General features: G+C 64.4%; 10 protein-coding genes. 7 read left to right on the top strand and 3 right to left on the bottom strand.

Going from position 1 to position 16,373, the window contains the following annotated elements:
- Positions 1–443: 443 nt before the first annotated feature.
- Positions 444–1,676: a LysR family transcriptional regulator gene (locus GGQ90_RS20070; protein ID WP_188083675.1), complete on the top strand. Its 1,233-nt coding sequence runs from the start codon at positions 444–446 to the stop codon at positions 1,674–1,676.
- 94 nt (positions 1,677–1,770) lie between these two features.
- Positions 1,771–2,526: a dienelactone hydrolase family protein gene (locus GGQ90_RS20065; protein ID WP_188083674.1), complete on the top strand. Its 756-nt coding sequence runs from the start codon at positions 1,771–1,773 to the stop codon at positions 2,524–2,526.
- A 59-nt stretch (positions 2,527–2,585) separates the two neighbouring features.
- Here the strand turns inward: GGQ90_RS20065 and GGQ90_RS20060 are convergent, their stop codons facing one another.
- The gene (locus GGQ90_RS20060; protein ID WP_188083673.1) at positions 2,586–4,436 is read right to left on the bottom strand and encodes a PD40 domain-containing protein; all 1,851 of its coding nucleotides are present in this window, start codon (positions 4,434–4,436) and stop codon (positions 2,586–2,588) included.
- 287 nt (positions 4,437–4,723) lie between these two features.
- Here GGQ90_RS20060 and GGQ90_RS20055 point away from each other — a divergent pair, with 287 nt between their 5' ends.
- Positions 4,724–7,048 carry a TonB-dependent receptor gene (locus GGQ90_RS20055; RefSeq protein WP_188083672.1) on the top strand — a complete coding sequence of 775 codons (2,325 nt, stop codon included), beginning with the start codon at positions 4,724–4,726 and terminating at the stop codon, positions 7,046–7,048.
- Positions 7,049–7,120: 72 nt separating this feature from the next.
- On the opposite strand, the gene GGQ90_RS20050 is transcribed toward GGQ90_RS20055, so the two are convergent.
- Complete coding sequence (locus tag GGQ90_RS20050; protein WP_188083671.1) at positions 7,121–8,263, bottom strand: lactonase family protein; 1,143 nt, start codon at positions 8,261–8,263, stop codon at positions 7,121–7,123.
- Between the two features lie 254 nt (positions 8,264–8,517).
- Here GGQ90_RS20050 and GGQ90_RS20045 point away from each other — a divergent pair, with 254 nt between their 5' ends.
- Genes GGQ90_RS20045 through GGQ90_RS20030 form a run of 4 tightly spaced genes read left to right on the top strand, consistent with a single transcriptional unit; the run spans position 8,518 to position 15,559 of the window.
- A complete protein-coding gene (locus tag GGQ90_RS20045) occupies positions 8,518–11,370 on the top strand; it encodes a TonB-dependent receptor plug domain-containing protein (protein ID WP_188083670.1) in 2,853 nt (950 codons plus the stop codon).
- A 7-nt stretch (positions 11,371–11,377) separates the two neighbouring features.
- Positions 11,378–12,751, top strand: coding sequence for an alpha/beta hydrolase (locus tag GGQ90_RS20040; protein WP_223178366.1), 1,374 nt, complete (start codon positions 11,378–11,380; stop codon positions 12,749–12,751).
- Positions 12,752–12,761: 10 nt separating this feature from the next.
- The gene (locus GGQ90_RS20035; protein WP_188083669.1) at positions 12,762–14,960 is read left to right on the top strand and encodes a carboxylesterase family protein; all 2,199 of its coding nucleotides are present in this window, start codon (positions 12,762–12,764) and stop codon (positions 14,958–14,960) included.
- A gap of 5 nt (positions 14,961–14,965) precedes the next feature.
- Positions 14,966–15,559 (top strand): GlcG/HbpS family heme-binding protein, encoded by a 594-nt coding sequence (locus GGQ90_RS20030; protein WP_188083668.1) that lies wholly within the window; start codon positions 14,966–14,968, stop codon positions 15,557–15,559.
- 242 nt (positions 15,560–15,801) lie between these two features.
- On the opposite strand, the gene GGQ90_RS20025 is transcribed toward GGQ90_RS20030, so the two are convergent.
- Positions 15,802–16,257 (bottom strand): beta/alpha barrel domain-containing protein, encoded by a 456-nt coding sequence (locus tag GGQ90_RS20025; protein ID WP_343053938.1) that lies wholly within the window; start codon positions 16,255–16,257, stop codon positions 15,802–15,804.
- Between the last annotated feature and the right edge of the window lie 116 nt (positions 16,258–16,373).

The following is a 16,373-nucleotide window of genomic DNA, read 5'->3' as shown; positions in this document are numbered from 1 at the left end:
TGCCCATCGAGCCCGGTCCGCCTGTTCGGCCGCAAAAGGCTGTTCGCCGGTCGATTAGTCAACGCACCCATCCGGGAACCAAATGGGCGCGGCGCACAACTTATAGGTCTGGCACGCACCGCCCGCCCCACCAGTGATAAGTTTTGCGCTGACATCTGCTTATATGGCGATCAGTTTCCTGCTTCATGGCGATAGGTTTTGCGTCGTGCGCGATTGATTTCATGCCGACATACAGTCGCCACCCCGGCCGTAGACAACGTTATCATTCGAGAAACACGGATATTTATCCTTATGATATTCATGTATTTTTTCTGACAAATCATGATGCCTACGGGATCATGGCGACACGCCTCGACCGACCGAACGAGCCTTTGATTCACCGGTGACCGCCATTGCCTCGCCAATAAATCTTCGGATAGAAATCGAGGGTGAGAGGATAAGAAATGAGCAAGCAGGATAGTGCCGCCCGAGCGGCAGCGATCAGTTTCCGGCAGTTGCGCCTGTTCGCCGCGATCGGCGATCTGAAGAGCGTCCGGCGCGCTTCGGAAGAGTGCAGCCTGTCCCAGCCCGCCGTGACCCAGGCGCTCGCCAAGCTGGAGGAGCAGATCGGGTCCGTGCTGGTCGACCGGCGCGCCAGCGGCAGCTATCTCAATGAGTTGGGCGACCTGTTCCATGCCCGCATCCGCCGTTTCTTCGAACAGGCCGAACAGGCGATCATGGAAGCGGGCGCCGCCGACACCAAGGTCGCGGCGCGGGCCATCATGAACCGCTTCACCCGGTCGCAGATCCGCACCGTGGTCGGCGCGATCGAGCATGGATCGTTCGACCGCGCGTCCGAGTCCGTCGGCATCTCCTCCGCCTCGCTACAGCGCGCGGCCCGCGACCTGGAAAGCAATCTGGGCGTCCCTCTCTTCTACCGCACCGCCGCCGGCGTGCTGGTCAGCCCGCTCGGCAGCCAGTTCGGCCGCCACATGAAGCTGGCGCTGCAGGAAATCGAATGGGGGATCGAGGAACTGGAGGCCGCGCAAGGCGGGGCGACCCGTCAGATGGTGATCGGCGCCATGCCCTTTGGCGGCAGCGTGCTGCTCGCGTCGGTGTTGGATGATTTCCTGCGGCTTCATCCGCGGGCCGACATTCGCATCATGAACGAGAGTGCGGCCGAAATGGCCAAATGCCTGCGCGCGGGCGATGTCGATTTTGTGATCGGCCTGCTGCCCGAACTGGAATCGGGCGAAGTGGTGCGCGAACCGCTGGCCCGGACCCCTTATTCGGTGGTCGCGCGACGCGGCCATCCACTGACGCGCCTCGGCAAGGTGTCGATCGAGGATCTGCGCGCCTATGACTGGGTGACGGGGACGGACGGGTCGAGCCGGCGCGCCTGTTTCGAGCGGATCTTCGCCGATGGACCGGCGCCGCAGACGTCGCTTGCCACCTGCGCCCTGCCGGTGATCCGCCATTTGCTCAAGCGCAGCGACCGGCTGACCCTGATGACCAGCTATGAGCTGGAGCATGAGGACAGCCTGCGCGCCGTGCTTTATGATCCGATCACGCCGGTGCCCTCGCTCGGCATCACCATGCGCGCGAGTTGGCTGCCGACGCGGATGCACCAGGATTTCATCGACCTCATCCGCGCCCATGTCAGCGCCCCCCGGCCGCATCTGCGCGACGTCGGCTGACGCATTTCGATCAGACGCCGGGCAGGTTCGATCGCCGCCCGCGCGCAGCAATCGTCACAGAGGATGGAATCCATTCCATCGGAGGTGACATCATATGGTTGAAACGATCCAGCAGCAGGTCGCGGTAACGACGCCCGACGGCATCTGCCCGGTCCATCTGCACCGGCCCGCCGGCGACGGCGCATGGCCGCTCGCCATCCTCTATATGGACGGCCCCGGCATCCGCCCGGCGGTGCAGGAGATGGCCGCGCGACTGGCGGCGGCCGGCTATGTCGTCGCCCTGCCCGACCTATTCTATCGCGCCGGCCCCTATCCGCCGGTCGATCCCAAGATCATCTTCACCGACCCGGACCTGCGCACGGCCCATCGCGACACCTATATGGCCACCGCGACGCCGAAAAACGTGATGAAGGATACGCAGGCGCTGCTCGATGCGCTGGCGGACCAGATCGACATAATGCCCGGCGCGGTCGGCGTGGTCGGCTATTGCATGGGCGGGCGGCTGGCGCTGATCGCGGCCGGCACCTTCCCCGACCGGATCGCCGTCGCCGCATCCTATCATGGCGGGGGTCTGGCCAATGACACTCCGTCCAGCCCGCATCTGCTGGCGCCGCAGATGAGGGCAAAAATCTATGTCGCCGGCGCGATCGAGGACGCGAATTTCCCCGACGAGATGAAGGCGCGGCTGGAAGAGGCGCTGACGCAGGCGGAGGTCGATCACCGGGTCGAGACCTATCCCGCGCGCCATGGCTGGGTGCCGCGCGACACGGCGGTCCATGATCCGGTCGAGGCCGAGCATCATTGGCAGACGCTGGTCCCGCTGTTCGACGGCGTGCTGAAGGTCGGCTGACACGAAAAAGGGGAGCGAACCGGCGGTCCGCTCCCCCGTCCCCGCCCCCCGGAGAAGGTTCAGAGATATTTGTTGTCGATGAACAGCGGCATGGAATCCTCCCACTTGCTGTCGGTCAGCATCTTCTTGTCGCTGCCGTCGGCGTTCATCACGTAAATCTGGCCATATTGCTGGAACGTATTGTCGTAGAGCGCGGCCTCGTCGCGGAAGCCGTGCGCCGACCCGCTCCACATGATCCGGCTGTCCGGCGACCAGACCGCATGACCATCGCTTTCCAGCCCGTGGGTCAGTTGCTGCAGGTCAGACCCGTCGGGCGCGATGGTGCAGATCTGGAAGGTGGTGCCATTCACTTTCCGGGTGAAGACGATGCGCTTGCCGTCGGGCGACCAGCCGGGAAGATTGTCCAGCTCGGTGGTCAGCACGCGCGTCTTGCCGGTGTCGAGATTGAGGACGCGCAGCCCCTTTTCATCATCGCCCCAGACGCGGAAGACGATTTCCTTGCCGTCGGCCGAGTAGCTGGGAAAGCCGGAATGGACGCGGCCATCGGTCAGCGCCTCATAGCTGCTGCCATCGGCCTTGACCCGCATCAGCGTAGCCTTCGCATAGGAGCGTTCGGCGAACCAGGTGCCCATGCCGAAGGCGATCCATTCGCCATCGGGCGACCAGGCCGGCTGGAAGGCGCCCGACAGCCCCTTCTTCACCATTTCCGGGTTCAGGCCCTTGTTGGATGCATCGAAGACGACGCGGCGGCCGCTGCCGTCGGGCTTCATCGAGACGATCGAGCTGTTGCCGAGCTGCTTTTCGGTGAAGGCCAGCATGCCCTGGCGCGAGAGGATGGGGAACACGTCCATATGGCGATATTCATAGTCTGCGTCCCAGCCATAAAGCGGCTTGAGCAAAGGCCGGACCGGACGGAAGGCGACGACTTCGTAGAAGACCGACTTGCCGTCGGCCGACCAGCGCGGCGAGCGCAGGCCGGCCCGCTTGAAGCCGGGGCGGCCCGACGTATAGGCGATACCCTCTTCCGGCCCTCCCTTCACCAGATAGCCGATCTCGTCATTGGACAGGAAATGCGGCGCAACCTTCAGCCCGGCGCTATTGGTATGTTCGATCCGCGCGCCGCTGGCGACGTCGACCGAGACGATCTGCGATTCCACCCGGCCGATCCATTCGGGGCGGCGCGCGCCCCACGTCGCTTCGGTGGTGAGTTCATAGAAGGCGATCCGCTTGCCATCCGGCGACCAGGCCGGCGAGCCCAGGCACCAGCCCTTGCGGCTGGCGACCTGGCGAAAGCCGGTGCCGTCGGCGCGGATCACATAGATGCTCAGTTCCTGCGTATGTTCCCAGCCGCGCCCGTCATCATGGCCGCGCCAGCTGGTGTCGCGATCGCTGGAAAAGGCGATCCACTTGCCGTCGGGCGACCAGGCGGGGCGGAAATAGCAGTCGGGGCTGTCGGCCTTGCCGCGCACATCGCCGATGCCGGTCAACTGCTTCATCGCCCCGGACTTGACGTCCATCACCCAGATATTGGCGCGATAGCCGTTGCGCGTCGACACGAAGGCGAGCGCGCGCCCATCGGGCGACAGCACGCCCGCATCGTCCATCGACGATCCCTGCGCCAGTTGGCGAATGCCGCTGCCGTCCGGCAGGGCGATGAACAGGTCCGACTGGCCGTCGCCATTGCGTTCGGAGGTAAAGATGATGCGATCGCCCCTGGGCGACAGGGTCACGTTGTAATCATAGGCCGCATCCGCCAGCAGCTTGCGCTCGCCGACACCATCGGCGCCAGCGGTGTAGAGCGCGGATTGGGACGGGGCGATGCGGTTCATCAGCAGCACGCCCTTCTTGCCCGGCGCGGCCTTCGCAATCCCGACCTGGCTGAGCAGGACGCTCGCAGGAACGGCTGCCATAAACTCTCGACGGTTCACTTCTCTCTCCCAAGAATGCCGGTGCGCGCGCCTCTTATCGCTGTGCAGCGGCGCGCCCCATCTGGCCGATATCGTCCTGTTAGTCGAAGCGACGGGCGTACGCATGCGGCGGATCGCAGAAATTATCGGGCGCTGTCGACTGCCTATAACCCATCGCGCCGCAGCTTGATTAATCCGCTCAATCACCAAAGGGCGACGCGATGGAACAGGCTGCAACAAATCATTGTGCAGCCGCCTGCCGCGCAGCATGACAATTGGGAGGAGGATATATGCGCAAGAGCGGCACAACCGCCGGAGCCCGCCGTCTGGCTCTGCTGGCAAGCACTGGAATTTTCATCCTGACCTGCGGGTCGGCCATCGCGCAGGACAGCGCGCCACAAGGCTCCGTCACCAACGGCGCGATCAGCGACATCATCGTCACCGCGCAGAAGCGCTCGGAAAATGCCCAGAATGTGCCGATCGCGATCACCGCGCTCGACAATAGCCAACTGAGCGCGGCGGGCGTTTCCAGCACGGCGGACCTCAAGTCGACCGTGCCCGCGCTCAACGTCACCACCGCGACCGGCGGCATCGGCCTGCCGCGCATCCGCGGCATCGGCGCCACCGGCCAGGGGCCGGGCATCGAGAACCCGGTCGCCGTCTATGTCGACGGGGTCTATTATGGCGCCTCCTTCGGCATCCTCCAGTCGATGTTCGATACCGAGCAGGTGGCGGTGCTGAAGGGGCCGCAGGGCACGCTGTTCGGCCGCAACGCGACCGGCGGCCTGATCCAGATCACCACCATGGGGCCAAGCTACGACCTGACCGGCAAGGCGGAGATCGGTTACGACAATTACGACACGATCCACGCGGCAGGCTATGTCTCGTCGGGCCTGACCGACAAGATCGCCTTCAGCCTGGCGGGCCAATATGAGAACCGCCAGACCGGCTATGGCAAGAATCTGCTGACCGGCAACGATGTGCAGGCCGGCAGGAACTGGGGCGTGCGCGGCAAGCTGCGGTGGGAGCCGACCGAAGATACCAAGGTGACGCTGGCCGCCGACGCCAATGGCCGCAATGCCAGCGAGCCGGCCTTCCGCAATTTCGACCGCAATGCGCTGGGCCAGAATGTGACGCAGCAGATCGTCGATCTGGGCGGCGATCCCGACCATGACATTTATTCCGATGTCGATCCGCACATGCAGACCCGCGCCTGGGGTTCCAGCCTGACGGTCGAGCAGGATTTCGGCGGCGTCTCGCTGAAAAGCATCACCGCCTATCGCAAGTCGACCTTCGACTATTATTTCGATCCCGATGGCACGACGCAAAAACGCATCGTCATCGACAACAGCCAGTTCGACAAGCAGTTCACCCAGGAACTGAACCTGGTGTCGGAAGCGGGCGGCCCGTTCAAATGGGTGCTGGGCGGCTTCTACATGCATGGCAAGGCGGGCAATGACCCGGCCCGCACCACTGGCCTCTTCACCTTCGGCGGCAATGGCTATAGCGACAATATCAATTACCAGACGCTCGACAGCTTCGCCGGCTTTGCCGAGGGTACTTACAGCTTCGGCGCCAGCACCAACCTGACCGCCGGCCTGCGCTACACCAGCGACAAGCGCGAACTCAACGCCTATACCGTATCCTATAACGGCAATACGAAGGTGACGACGACTTCACCCACGGTGGAGGAAAGCGAGACCTTCAACAAGCTGACCTGGCGCCTGTCACTCGACCATCGTTTCTCGCCCGAGCTTCTGGCCTATGCCAGCTATAATCGCGGCTTCCGCAGCGGCGCATACATCCCGCAGGCGACACCGATCGTGCTGCTGCAGCCCGATGTCGTAGATGCCTATGAAATCGGTATCAAGTCCGACCTGTTCGACCGCAAGGTACGGCTGAACATCGCCGGCTATTATTATGACGAGCAGAATATCCAGGTTCAACAGGTCATTTCCGGCGTCAACAGCGCCTATAATGCCGACGGTGCCCATATCTATGGCATTGATGCCGACTTCACCTGGCGCGTGACCCAGAATTTCCGCCTGTTCGGCGGGTTCAACTACACCCATGCGCGCTATACCGGCTTCACCAACGCGATCCTGAGCCAGCCCTTCCCGCTGTCTTCGGACTTCACGCTGGTGAAGAACCCGGCGACCAACCCGACCTTCAACCAGATCATCGCGCCGGGGCAGACGGTGCCGCAGGCGTGCCAGGGGACGCTGAGCCCGCTCAACACGACCTTGGGTGGCAATTGCCTCTATATCGGCGATGCATCGGGCAACAAGTTGCAGAACACACCAACCTTCACCGCCAGTGTCGGTGGGTCGCTCGATATCCCGACCGACTTCGGCAAGTTCACGCTGGCGGGCAATTTCTATCATAATAGCGGCTTCGTCGGCACGCCGGACGAGCGGGTGAAGCAGAAGGCCTATCAGACCGTCGATGCCTCGCTCACCTGGTGGAGCAAGGACGATCATCTGTTCGTCCGCCTGTGGGGCAAGAACCTGACAGACGCCGATTATCATACCCAGATCGGCGGCACGAACAGCGGCGACAACGGCACCAATGCGGCGCCGCGCACCTATGGCCTGACCGCCGGATTCGACTTCTGATCCCTGTGGACCCATGAAAAGGGGCCGCGCCATCCGACGGGATGGCGCGGCCCCTTTTTTTCGCGCGCTGGATCAGGGGAAGAAGGCGATCGCCACCGGCTTGTCGACGGCCAGGCTGTTGGCCGTGAGGCTGAGCTTGCCGGTCGCGCGATCGACCGCGAAGATCGAGAGATTGCCCGAGGCCTGGTTGGCGACGATCAGCCAGCGGCCGGTGGGGTCGAGACCGAAGCTCCACGGCCCGCGCCCGCCGCAATCGATCCGCTGCTGTTCGGTGAGCGCGCCGCTCCGGCGGTCGATGGCGAAGAGGTGGAGCAGGTTGGCGCCGCGATTGGCGACATAGAGGAAGCGGCCATCGGCCGACACCGCCAGTTCCGACGCGCTGCGCGTGCCGGCAAAGTCGGGCGCGTCGAGCGCGACCCGCGCCGTCTGCGTCAGGACGCCGCGCCGCGCATCCCAGCGATAGGCATAGACCTCCCCGGTCAGTTCGGTGTTGAGGAAGGCGAAGCGGCCATCGGGCGAGAAGACCAGATGGCGCGGCCCCGATCCGGGCGGGAAGACGATCGGCGCAAGCGCCGTCAGCGCGCGCGTCTTGGAATCGAAACGGGAGAGGAACAGCCGGTCCGCCCCCAGATCGGGCGAGAGGAGATAGCGGCCGCTGGGGTCGATCACCGCCGCATGGGCATGCGGCCCCTTCTGGCGCCGGTGCGGCCCCGACCCGGCATGGGTCTGGAGCGATTGTACGGCATCGGGCGAACGGTCGGGCTTCAGGGCGATCGCCGCCACCTGTCCTGAGCCGTAATTGGCCACGAACAACGTGCGTGACGCCGGATCGAGCGACAGATGCGTCGCGCCGCTGCCCCCGGAATCGACACGCCCCAGCGGCGTCAGCGCACCACTGGCCGGATAGATGGCAAAGCCCAGCACGCCGCCTTGTGTCTGTCCGTCATTGCCGGTCTCGCTGACGGCATAGAGCAATGGCCGGTTCGGATCGCCCACCAGCCAGGTGGGGCGCTCGACCTCGGCCGCCAGATGCAGGTCGCTGAGGGTGCCGCTCGCGGAATCGAAGTGGGCGGTCCATATCCCCTGCCCCGGTCCACTGCCCTGCGTGCCGATATAAAGCCGCATCGGATCGCGCGCTTTGCCGGTCGTCGCCGTCGCGACGGGCCGCGACAGCAGGGTTGCCAGTCCCATGATGATGAAATGACGCCGGTCCATCCGTCTCCCTTTCCGATGCAATCGCCTAGCCTAGCGTGCGCGTCCGGGCGAGGGCGATCGAAAGGGCGATAATTGGCATTGGTATCGGCCCATGAATGGAATCCGTAGCGTCATGGGCGCCCCAAAACTTATTTCGCCGGGCAAGGAAGATATACCCTCGGCTCAGTCCCATCATGGCATCAGGATCATGTCGAATCCCGCTTTGATGACTGTTCCGGTCATCCTCGACAGGGAAATTTCAGGAGAGGATTGTCATGAGATCGCATCTCAGTTTTTGCCGACTGCTGGCGAGCGCGAGCCTGCTGGGCCTGGCTGGGACAGCCATGGCGCAAGAGGAAGCGCCGACTGCGCCGGCGCAAGACAACGCTGCCAAGGATGTCAGTTCGGCCGATATCGTCGTCACCGGATCGCGCATCATCCGCAATGGATCGGCCAGCCCGACGCCGCTGACCACCGTGTCGACCGAGACGCTGTCGGCCGCCGCCCCCGCTGGCACCATTTCCGACGCGCTCAACAATCTTCCGGTCTTTTCAGGATCGCGCAACCAGTTCAGCAATCCCGGTTCCAACGCCACCGGCGTGCAGGGCGGCAATGGCGCGGCCAATGTGCTGAACCTGCGCAACCTGGGTTCCTATCGCACGCTGGTTCTGTTCGACGGCCACCGCATTCCGCCGACGCTCTACAATTCCACGGTCGATGTCGACCTGATCCCGCAGGAGCTGGTCAGCCGCGTTGACGTCGTCACTGGCGGCGTGTCCGCCGTCTATGGTTCGGACGCGGTGTCGGGCGTGGTCAACTATGTCCTCAACCGCAATTTCGACGGCTTCCGCGCCCATGCCGAGGCCGGCATCTCGCAGCGCGGCGACGCCGCGACCCGCGACATTGGCGGCGCCTTCGGCTTCAAGGTCGGCGAGCGCGGCCATTTCGAGGCGAGCGTCCAGCATCGCGAATATGACGGCATCCTCAACCGCGCCTATGACCGCAGCTGGGACAATCTGGCCGCGATGCAGGGCGCCGGCACGGCCGCCAACCCCTATTATCTGGCGACCGACGTGCGCCTGGCGACCTACACATTCGGCGGTTACATCACCAACGGCGCCCAGCGCGGCAAAAGGTTCGATGACAATGGCAGCATTGTGCCCTTCGTCGCCGGCACCGCATCGGGTTCCTCCTGCTGCCAGATCGGCGGCGACGGCGCCTATCAGAACAGCTCCATGTCCTCGCCCTCGCGCGGCACCCAGGCCTTTGCCCGGTTCGACTATGATCTGACCGACGACATCCATGTCTATGTCCAGGGCGCGGCCAACATCAAGAAGAACACCAGCTATACCGGCTGGAACCAGCTGACCGGCCTGACCTTCAGCAGCAGCAACGCCTTCCTGTCGCCTGCCGCGCAGGCGGCGCTGGCCGGCGCCGGCACCTTCACCATGAACGAGATATTGAGCGGCGCGCCGCGCATCGAGGCGTCGTCAAAGACCAACCAATATTATGGCAATGTCGGCATCGAAGGGTCGCTGGCGGACTTCAAGTGGAACGCCACCTACACCCATGGCTATTCGCGGCTACAGACCACGGTCGACAATATGCCCAACAACCAGAAGCTGGCGGCCGCGCTGGATGCGGTGGTCAGCCCGACGACCGGGCAGATCGTCTGCCAGGCATCGCTGACCAACCCGTCCGCCTATGGCGACTGCGTCCCGCTCAATCTGTTCGGTGCGAACTCCGCCAGTTCGGCAGCGCTCGACTATGTGCTGGGCAAGGCGGTCTTCATCACCCACACGATCCAGGATTCGGCTGACGTGTCGATCAGCGGCCCGGTGTTCGATACCTGGGCCGGGCCGGTCAATGTCGCGCTGTCGGGCGAATGGCGCAAGCAGCGCTTCAATGCGGCGAGCAGCGTGCTGCCGACCGACCTCGCCGACTGCACCGGCCTGCGCTACAACTGCACCAGCGCCACCGTGCTCTACCCGACCACCTTCCCCAACAGCGACACCGTATCGCAGAGCGTGAAGGAAGCCGCGATCGAGGTCGAAATCCCGCTGCTGAAGGATGTCGCCTTCGCCAAGTCGCTGACGCTGAACGGCGCGGCACGCTATACCGACTATAGCACCAGCGGCCATTACACGACCTGGAAGGTCGGCGGCGTGTGGGAAGTGAATGACCAGATCAAGCTGCGCGGCACAGCCTCCCGCGATATCCGCGCGCCCACCCTCTATGACCTCTTCCAGCCGGTCACGACGGTCTATGGCAATTATACCGACACGACCAAGACACCGAACGTCACCGCCTATCTGCCCTCGATCAACATGGGCAATCCGAACCTGACGGCGGAAGTGGGCAAGACCTATACCGCCGGCATCGTGCTGAAACCCGACTTCGTGCCGGGGCTGACGCTGACCGCCGATTATTACCACACCGTCGTCAGCAACGCGATTTCGGTGATCCAGGGCTTCAACGCGGCCGTGCAGAAGGGCTGCGTCGACAGCGGCGGATCGTCGATCTACTGCTCGCTGATCCAGCGCGATGCATCGGGCAATGCGACGGCCTATTATATCCAGCCCTATAATATCGCGAAGGTGAAGACCTGGGGCATCGACGGCGAGGCCGACTATGCCACTCATATCGGCAGCCATCCGCTCAACCTGCGCCTGATGGTCAATTATCAGCCGCATATCTATTATGAGCAGCCCGGCATCCCGACCATCGACCAGGGCGGTGCCGGCTGGGGCCTCAACGGTCTGATGCCCAGCCCCAGCGTGACGCTGGCCGGCTTCATCAACTTCAAGCCGAACGACACTGTCTCGATCGATCTGTTCGAGCGCTATCGCAACAAATTCCGCCGCAGCGGCGTCGCGTCCCATGTCTTCGCCGACGGCCAGGAATATGTGAAGGATTTCGCCACCACCAACCTGACGGTCACGCTCAACACCGGGGCGAGCTGGAAGATGGCGGACAGCGCGCTCTATTTCAGCGTCACCAACCTGTTCGACGCCAAGCCACCGCTGAGCGGCTATTATAGCGGCACGACATCGGCCGGAGCCTCCTATGAATTTTCCGATGACCCGACCGGCCGTGCCTTCATGATCGGCTTCCGCATCAAGGGCTGATCCGACCATGCGCCCGATCAAGGCAACCGCCCTTGCCCTGCTGTCCGCGCTGGCCCTTACCGGGGGCCAGCCGGCACAGGCGCAGCAGGCCCCGGCCATCCGCACCAGCTTCGTCCATCTGGCACCGGGCGTGCCGGGTGCCTATTATGAACCGACCGCGCCCAGCGCCAAGGCCGGTACGGCCGTGCTCATCATGCACTCCTCCGCCGATTATCTGAGCTTTTCAGGCTGCACCGAACTGGCGCAGCGTGGCTATCGGGTGCTGTGCGCCAATAATTCCACCAGCAAGTCGGGCGTCTCCAATGATGGCGTGCTCGACCAGATAGTGCTGGAGATCAAGGCCGGGGTCGCCTGGCTACGCCAGCAGCCCGGCGTCGAGCAAGTCGTGCTGCTGGGCCATAGCGGCGGCGGCACGATCATGAGCGCCTATCAGATGATCGCCGAACAGGGCGTGAAGGCCTGCCAGTCGGCCGACCGGATCTGGAAATGCCCCGACACGCTGGCCGGCCTGCCGGCGGCGGACGGGCTGATGCTGGTCGATTCCAACTGGGGCCTGGCCGCGATGACCTTGTTCAGCATCGATCCCGCCGTGCGGGACGAGGCCGGCGGCATGGCGATCGATCCTGCACTCGACATGTATGATCCTGCCAATGGCTTCCGGCCGACCGGCTCCGCCTATTCGGCGGCCTTCACCCGCGCCTTCCTCCAGGCAGAGGGGCGCCGCAACAACGCGCTGCTCGCCCGCGCGCAGGCGATGCTGGCCGATATTGAGGCGGGCAAAGGCCCCTTCGCCGACGATGCCCCCTATGTGGTGCCCGGCGCGATCCTGCTGGGCAGCAACAACAAGCTCTTCTCACAGGATGTCCGGCTGATGGCGCATACGCGGCAGGTCTGGCCCCTGCTCCACGCCGATGGCCGGGTGACGACGGGCGTCGTCCCGACCGTGCGCGTGCCGGAAAATATCCGCAGCATGACGCCATCGCTGATGCGCGGGGCGCTCAAGACCACGGTGCGCAACTATCTCAACAATTATGCGATCCGCACCGGCCCGGATTTTGGCTATGACGCGACCGGCGTGCATGGCGTGGAATGGACGTCGACCTATGCCAGCCCGCCGGGCAATGTGCAGGGCATCGGCGCGCCGCTGCTGGTGATGGGCATGACCGGCCATTGGGAATATCTGGCGGCCGAGACGATCTACAATCTCGCCCGCAGCAAGGACAAGTCGATCGCCTTCGTCGAGGGGGCGACCCACATGTATACGACCTGCACCAAGTGCGAGCCGGTGCCGGGCGCCTATGGCGACACGCTCAAGACCACCTATGACCATATTGACGGCTGGCTGGCCAAGCCCGGCCGCTTTGCGCCGACGGCGCAGTGAGGGAAACGGCATGACATTGGCACATTCTCGCATCGCACTGGTGAGCCTAGCCGCGATGACGCTGAGCATCGTGGCCGCCACGGCCCAGCCGATGCCCACCAGCATCGGCCATGACCGGCAATTGCTGATTGCGGCGATCGGCGCGGGCCAGCATTTGCAGGTGACCAGCCCGTCCTTCACCACCGGAAGCGGCATACCGATCGCCAACACCCAATATGGCGACAATCGCTTTCCGGGCCTGATATGGAGCGCCGGTCCAAGGGGGACGCGCAGCTATGCCATCGTCATGCAGGGCCAGTTGAACCCGGCCGATCCGCAGGCCGGCACCAGCATCCAACTGACGCTCTACAATGTCCCGGCAAACACCCTATCATTGCCGCAAGCCATGGCCGCGCCGCCGGCGGGCAGCCATTATGGGCCCAATGTCCATGGCGCCGCCGCGCCCTATGCCGGCCCCCACGCCCATGACACCGATCGGCACGCCTATCATGTGCAGGTCTTCGCGCTGGACACCGTTCTGACCTTCGATATCCCGCCCAGCTTCGACGCGCTCAAACAGGCCATGCAGGGCCATGTCCTCGCGTCGGGCGATCTGGTCGGCTACAGTCGCAAACCGGCGTCCGCACCGGGACCGATCAGGGTCGAGACCGGCCTGCTGACCGGCGCGGTCGGCCGCGATCCGTCGATTTCGGTGTTCAGGGGCATTCCCTATGCCGCCCCGCCGGTCGGCCCGCTGCGCTGGCGCGCGCCCGCCGCGCCCCTTGCCTGGAACGGCGTGCGCAATGCCGATCGCTTCGGCCCCGCTTGCCCGCAACCGGGCGGCGAAATGGCCAAGGGGCTGGAGCAGAGCGAGGATTGTTTGAGCCTCAACATCTGGACCGGCGCCAAGCCGGGCGACGGCGAAAAACGCCCGGTCTATGTCTGGATCTATGGCGGCGGCTTCATCGGCGGCACCGGCGCCAGCCCGCAATTCGATGGCGAAGCGCTGGCGCGCAAGGGCGTGGTCGTCGTCACCTTCAACTATCGCGTCGGCGTGCTGGGCTTCCTCGCCACGCCAGAACTTAGCAGGGAATCGGGCCATGACGCATCGGGCAATTATGGCCTGCTCGACGATATCGCCGCGCTGCAATGGGTGCAGCGGAATATCGCGGCCTTTGGCGGCGATCCGAGCAAGGTGACGATCGGCGGCCAGTCGGCCGGGGCCGGCTCGGTCGGTTTCCTCACTTTGTCGCCGCTCGCCAAGGGGCTGTTCCGCGCGGGCATAGCCCAGAGCCATGCCCGTTATCCGCGCGACACGGAACTGCGCTATCTCTCCGTTTCCTGGCGGCCGCTCAAGAGCGCGGAGGCGGCGGGACAGGATTATGCGCAGGCGCATGGCGCGACCAGCCTCGCGGATCTGCGCGCCATGCCCTGGCAGAAGCTGATCGAAGGCAGCGCGACGATCGACGCCAGCGTCGAGACCGGCAGCGACGGCAAGCCGCCGCTGTTCCGCCCGGTGGTGGATGGCTGGGTGCTGCCCCGCAATTATTGGGACAGCTATCAGGCCGGCAGCCAGCAGCCGGTCGCCTATGTCGCGGGCAACAACAAGGACGAGACCGGCGCGGTGCCCGAAACCGCCTTTGCCACGTTGCGCGCCAGCACCACGCCGCCCCGCGCCGGCATGCCGCAGACCAGCGTCACCGTCGCCCAGTTCCAGGCGGCGGCCCGGCGCAAGTTCGGCGGATTGGCGGATGATTTCCTGAAGCTCTACCCCGCCCGGACCGACGATGAAGCTGCGCTGCAGAATAATGCATCGGCGCGCGACAATAGCCGCATCTCGACTTGGCTGTGGGGCACGCTGTGGCGCAAGGGCAACCAGCAGCCGCTCCACACCTATTTCTGGACCCATGCTATGCCCGGCCCGCAGCACGACCTGCGCGGCGCCTTTCATGGCTCGGAAATCCCCTATGCCTTCAACAGCCTCGACGCGATGCCCGATGTGCCGTGGACGGCGGAGGATCATCGCATCGCGGACATCATGTCCAGCTATTGGGCGAACATCATCCAGACCGGCAATCCCAATGGACCGGGCCTGCCGACCTGGCCGGCCTATGACCCGCACCGTGCGCAGGTGATGGAACTGGGGGATCATTTCGGCGCCATCCCGGTCGCATCACCGGACAAGATCGCCTTCTGGCAGCGCTTCTACGCGACCCAGCCAGCCTGGTGATCGCAATGGCGAAGAAAGCCCCCATCATGACCCATGCATATCGCAACGGCCTCTTGCTGCTGGCCGCAACTGTCAGCCTCGCCGGTCATATATCGGCACAGGAGCACGGTGCCCCGGTCCAGACTGCACCTTCGCTCGCCGCGACAATCGCCGCCATGCCGAAAAATCTGCCGCGCGCACCGGGGCCATCCCTCGACGAGGCACTTGCCGCGGCGCAAGCGGCGCAACAAGACTGTGCTGCCCGGCATGTCCCTGTCAGCGTGCTGATCGCCGATAACGTTGGTGCGCCTGTGGTCCTGTTATCGGGCGATGGCGCAGGCGTAAGATCGCAACTGATCGCGCGCACCAAGGCGCGGATCGTCGCCCGCTACGCGATGGCCTCGGGTGAGGTGGAAAGGCAATCGAAGAGCAATCCGCAGTTGATAGCGGAAGCGGCAGCAGACCCGGAGATCGGCGTCTTGCGCGGCGGCGGCTTTCCCGTGTCGCGGGACGGCAAGATCCTGGCCATCGTCGCGGTGTCCGGCGGCGCCCTGAGCGGCGTCCAGGGTTTGGACGAAGCATGCGCTCAGACCGCAGTGACCCGACTGCTGCGGCGCTGAGTAGATACGAGGCGCGCGCGCCTGATAGTGACGTGCGTCAAAAAGGCGTCGCAGATGATCCGAAGCGGCATGTCCATGTGTAACGGGAGCAATATCTCGGTTTAGGGCAAATACATCCCTATGCACGCTCTGTAACCCGAGGTGGCTCACCGCGCTCGAAACTGTCGGACATTGTCCGCAAGGGGAGACTTGGCGCGCAGTCGCTGCGATCCGCGCGAACCTCGACCTCCCCGGCGGTCAGATTATTGCGCAGCCGCCTTGCCAATGCCGCGATAGCGCGACAGCCAGTGGGCATAAGGTGCGGGAAGCACCCAGGCCGGCTTCTTGTCGCCAAGTGCCTGCGCAGCGACATAGGGATAATGCGGATCGGCCAAGTGCGCACGCGCGATCATGACGAGATCGAGTTCGCCCTTTTCGACCGCCGCATTGGCGACCTCGGGCCCGTCGATGCACCAGGCGGTTGCGACCGGCAGGCCGGTTTCCTGCCGCAGGCGGCCGGCATAGGGCGCCATGAAGCCTTCTGCCCATGGCGTCTTGCCCTCGATCGTCGAGCAGCCGATGCTGACGTTAAGCATGTCGAGCCCGCGGGCCTTGAATTCGTTCACCAGCGCGATCGATTCCACCAGCGACTCCTCATCGCCGCCGTCGAACTCGATGACGCCGAAGCGCGCAGTCAGCGGTAGATGCTCCGGCCACACCTTGCGGATCTCCTCCAGCGTTGTGGATCGGCGTGCAAAAAGAACCCCGTTAGCGGGGTGATCGGCGTCTAAAAGGGACCCCTCATTTCGATGGTTTAAGCAGCCGGCTGGATTTT

The sequence above is a fragment of the Sphingobium scionense genome (assembly GCF_014197035.1).
GTDB classification, from domain to species: domain Bacteria; phylum Pseudomonadota; class Alphaproteobacteria; order Sphingomonadales; family Sphingomonadaceae; genus Sphingobium; species Sphingobium scionense.
This window is presented reverse-complemented; position numbering and strand designations above follow the sequence as displayed.

Coding starts and splice junctions, on each gene's coding strand:
- GGQ90_RS20065 (WP_188083674.1), top strand. CDS start 1,771: ATGGTTGAAACGATCCAGCAGCAGGTCGCGGTAACGACGCCCGACGGC.
- GGQ90_RS20035 (WP_188083669.1), top strand. CDS start 12,762: ATGACATTGGCACATTCTCGCATCGCACTGGTGAGCCTAGCCGCGATG.
- GGQ90_RS20050 (WP_188083671.1), bottom strand. CDS start 8,263: ATGGACCGGCGTCATTTCATCATCATGGGACTGGCAACCCTGCTGTCG.
- GGQ90_RS20070 (WP_188083675.1), top strand. CDS start 444: ATGAGCAAGCAGGATAGTGCCGCCCGAGCGGCAGCGATCAGTTTCCGG.
- GGQ90_RS20055 (WP_188083672.1), top strand. CDS start 4,724: ATGCGCAAGAGCGGCACAACCGCCGGAGCCCGCCGTCTGGCTCTGCTG.
- GGQ90_RS20060 (WP_188083673.1), bottom strand. CDS start 4,436: ATGGCAGCCGTTCCTGCGAGCGTCCTGCTCAGCCAGGTCGGGATTGCG.
- GGQ90_RS20030 (WP_188083668.1), top strand. CDS start 14,966: ATGGCGAAGAAAGCCCCCATCATGACCCATGCATATCGCAACGGCCTC.
- GGQ90_RS20045 (WP_188083670.1), top strand. CDS start 8,518: ATGAGATCGCATCTCAGTTTTTGCCGACTGCTGGCGAGCGCGAGCCTG.
- GGQ90_RS20040 (WP_223178366.1), top strand. CDS start 11,378: ATGCGCCCGATCAAGGCAACCGCCCTTGCCCTGCTGTCCGCGCTGGCC.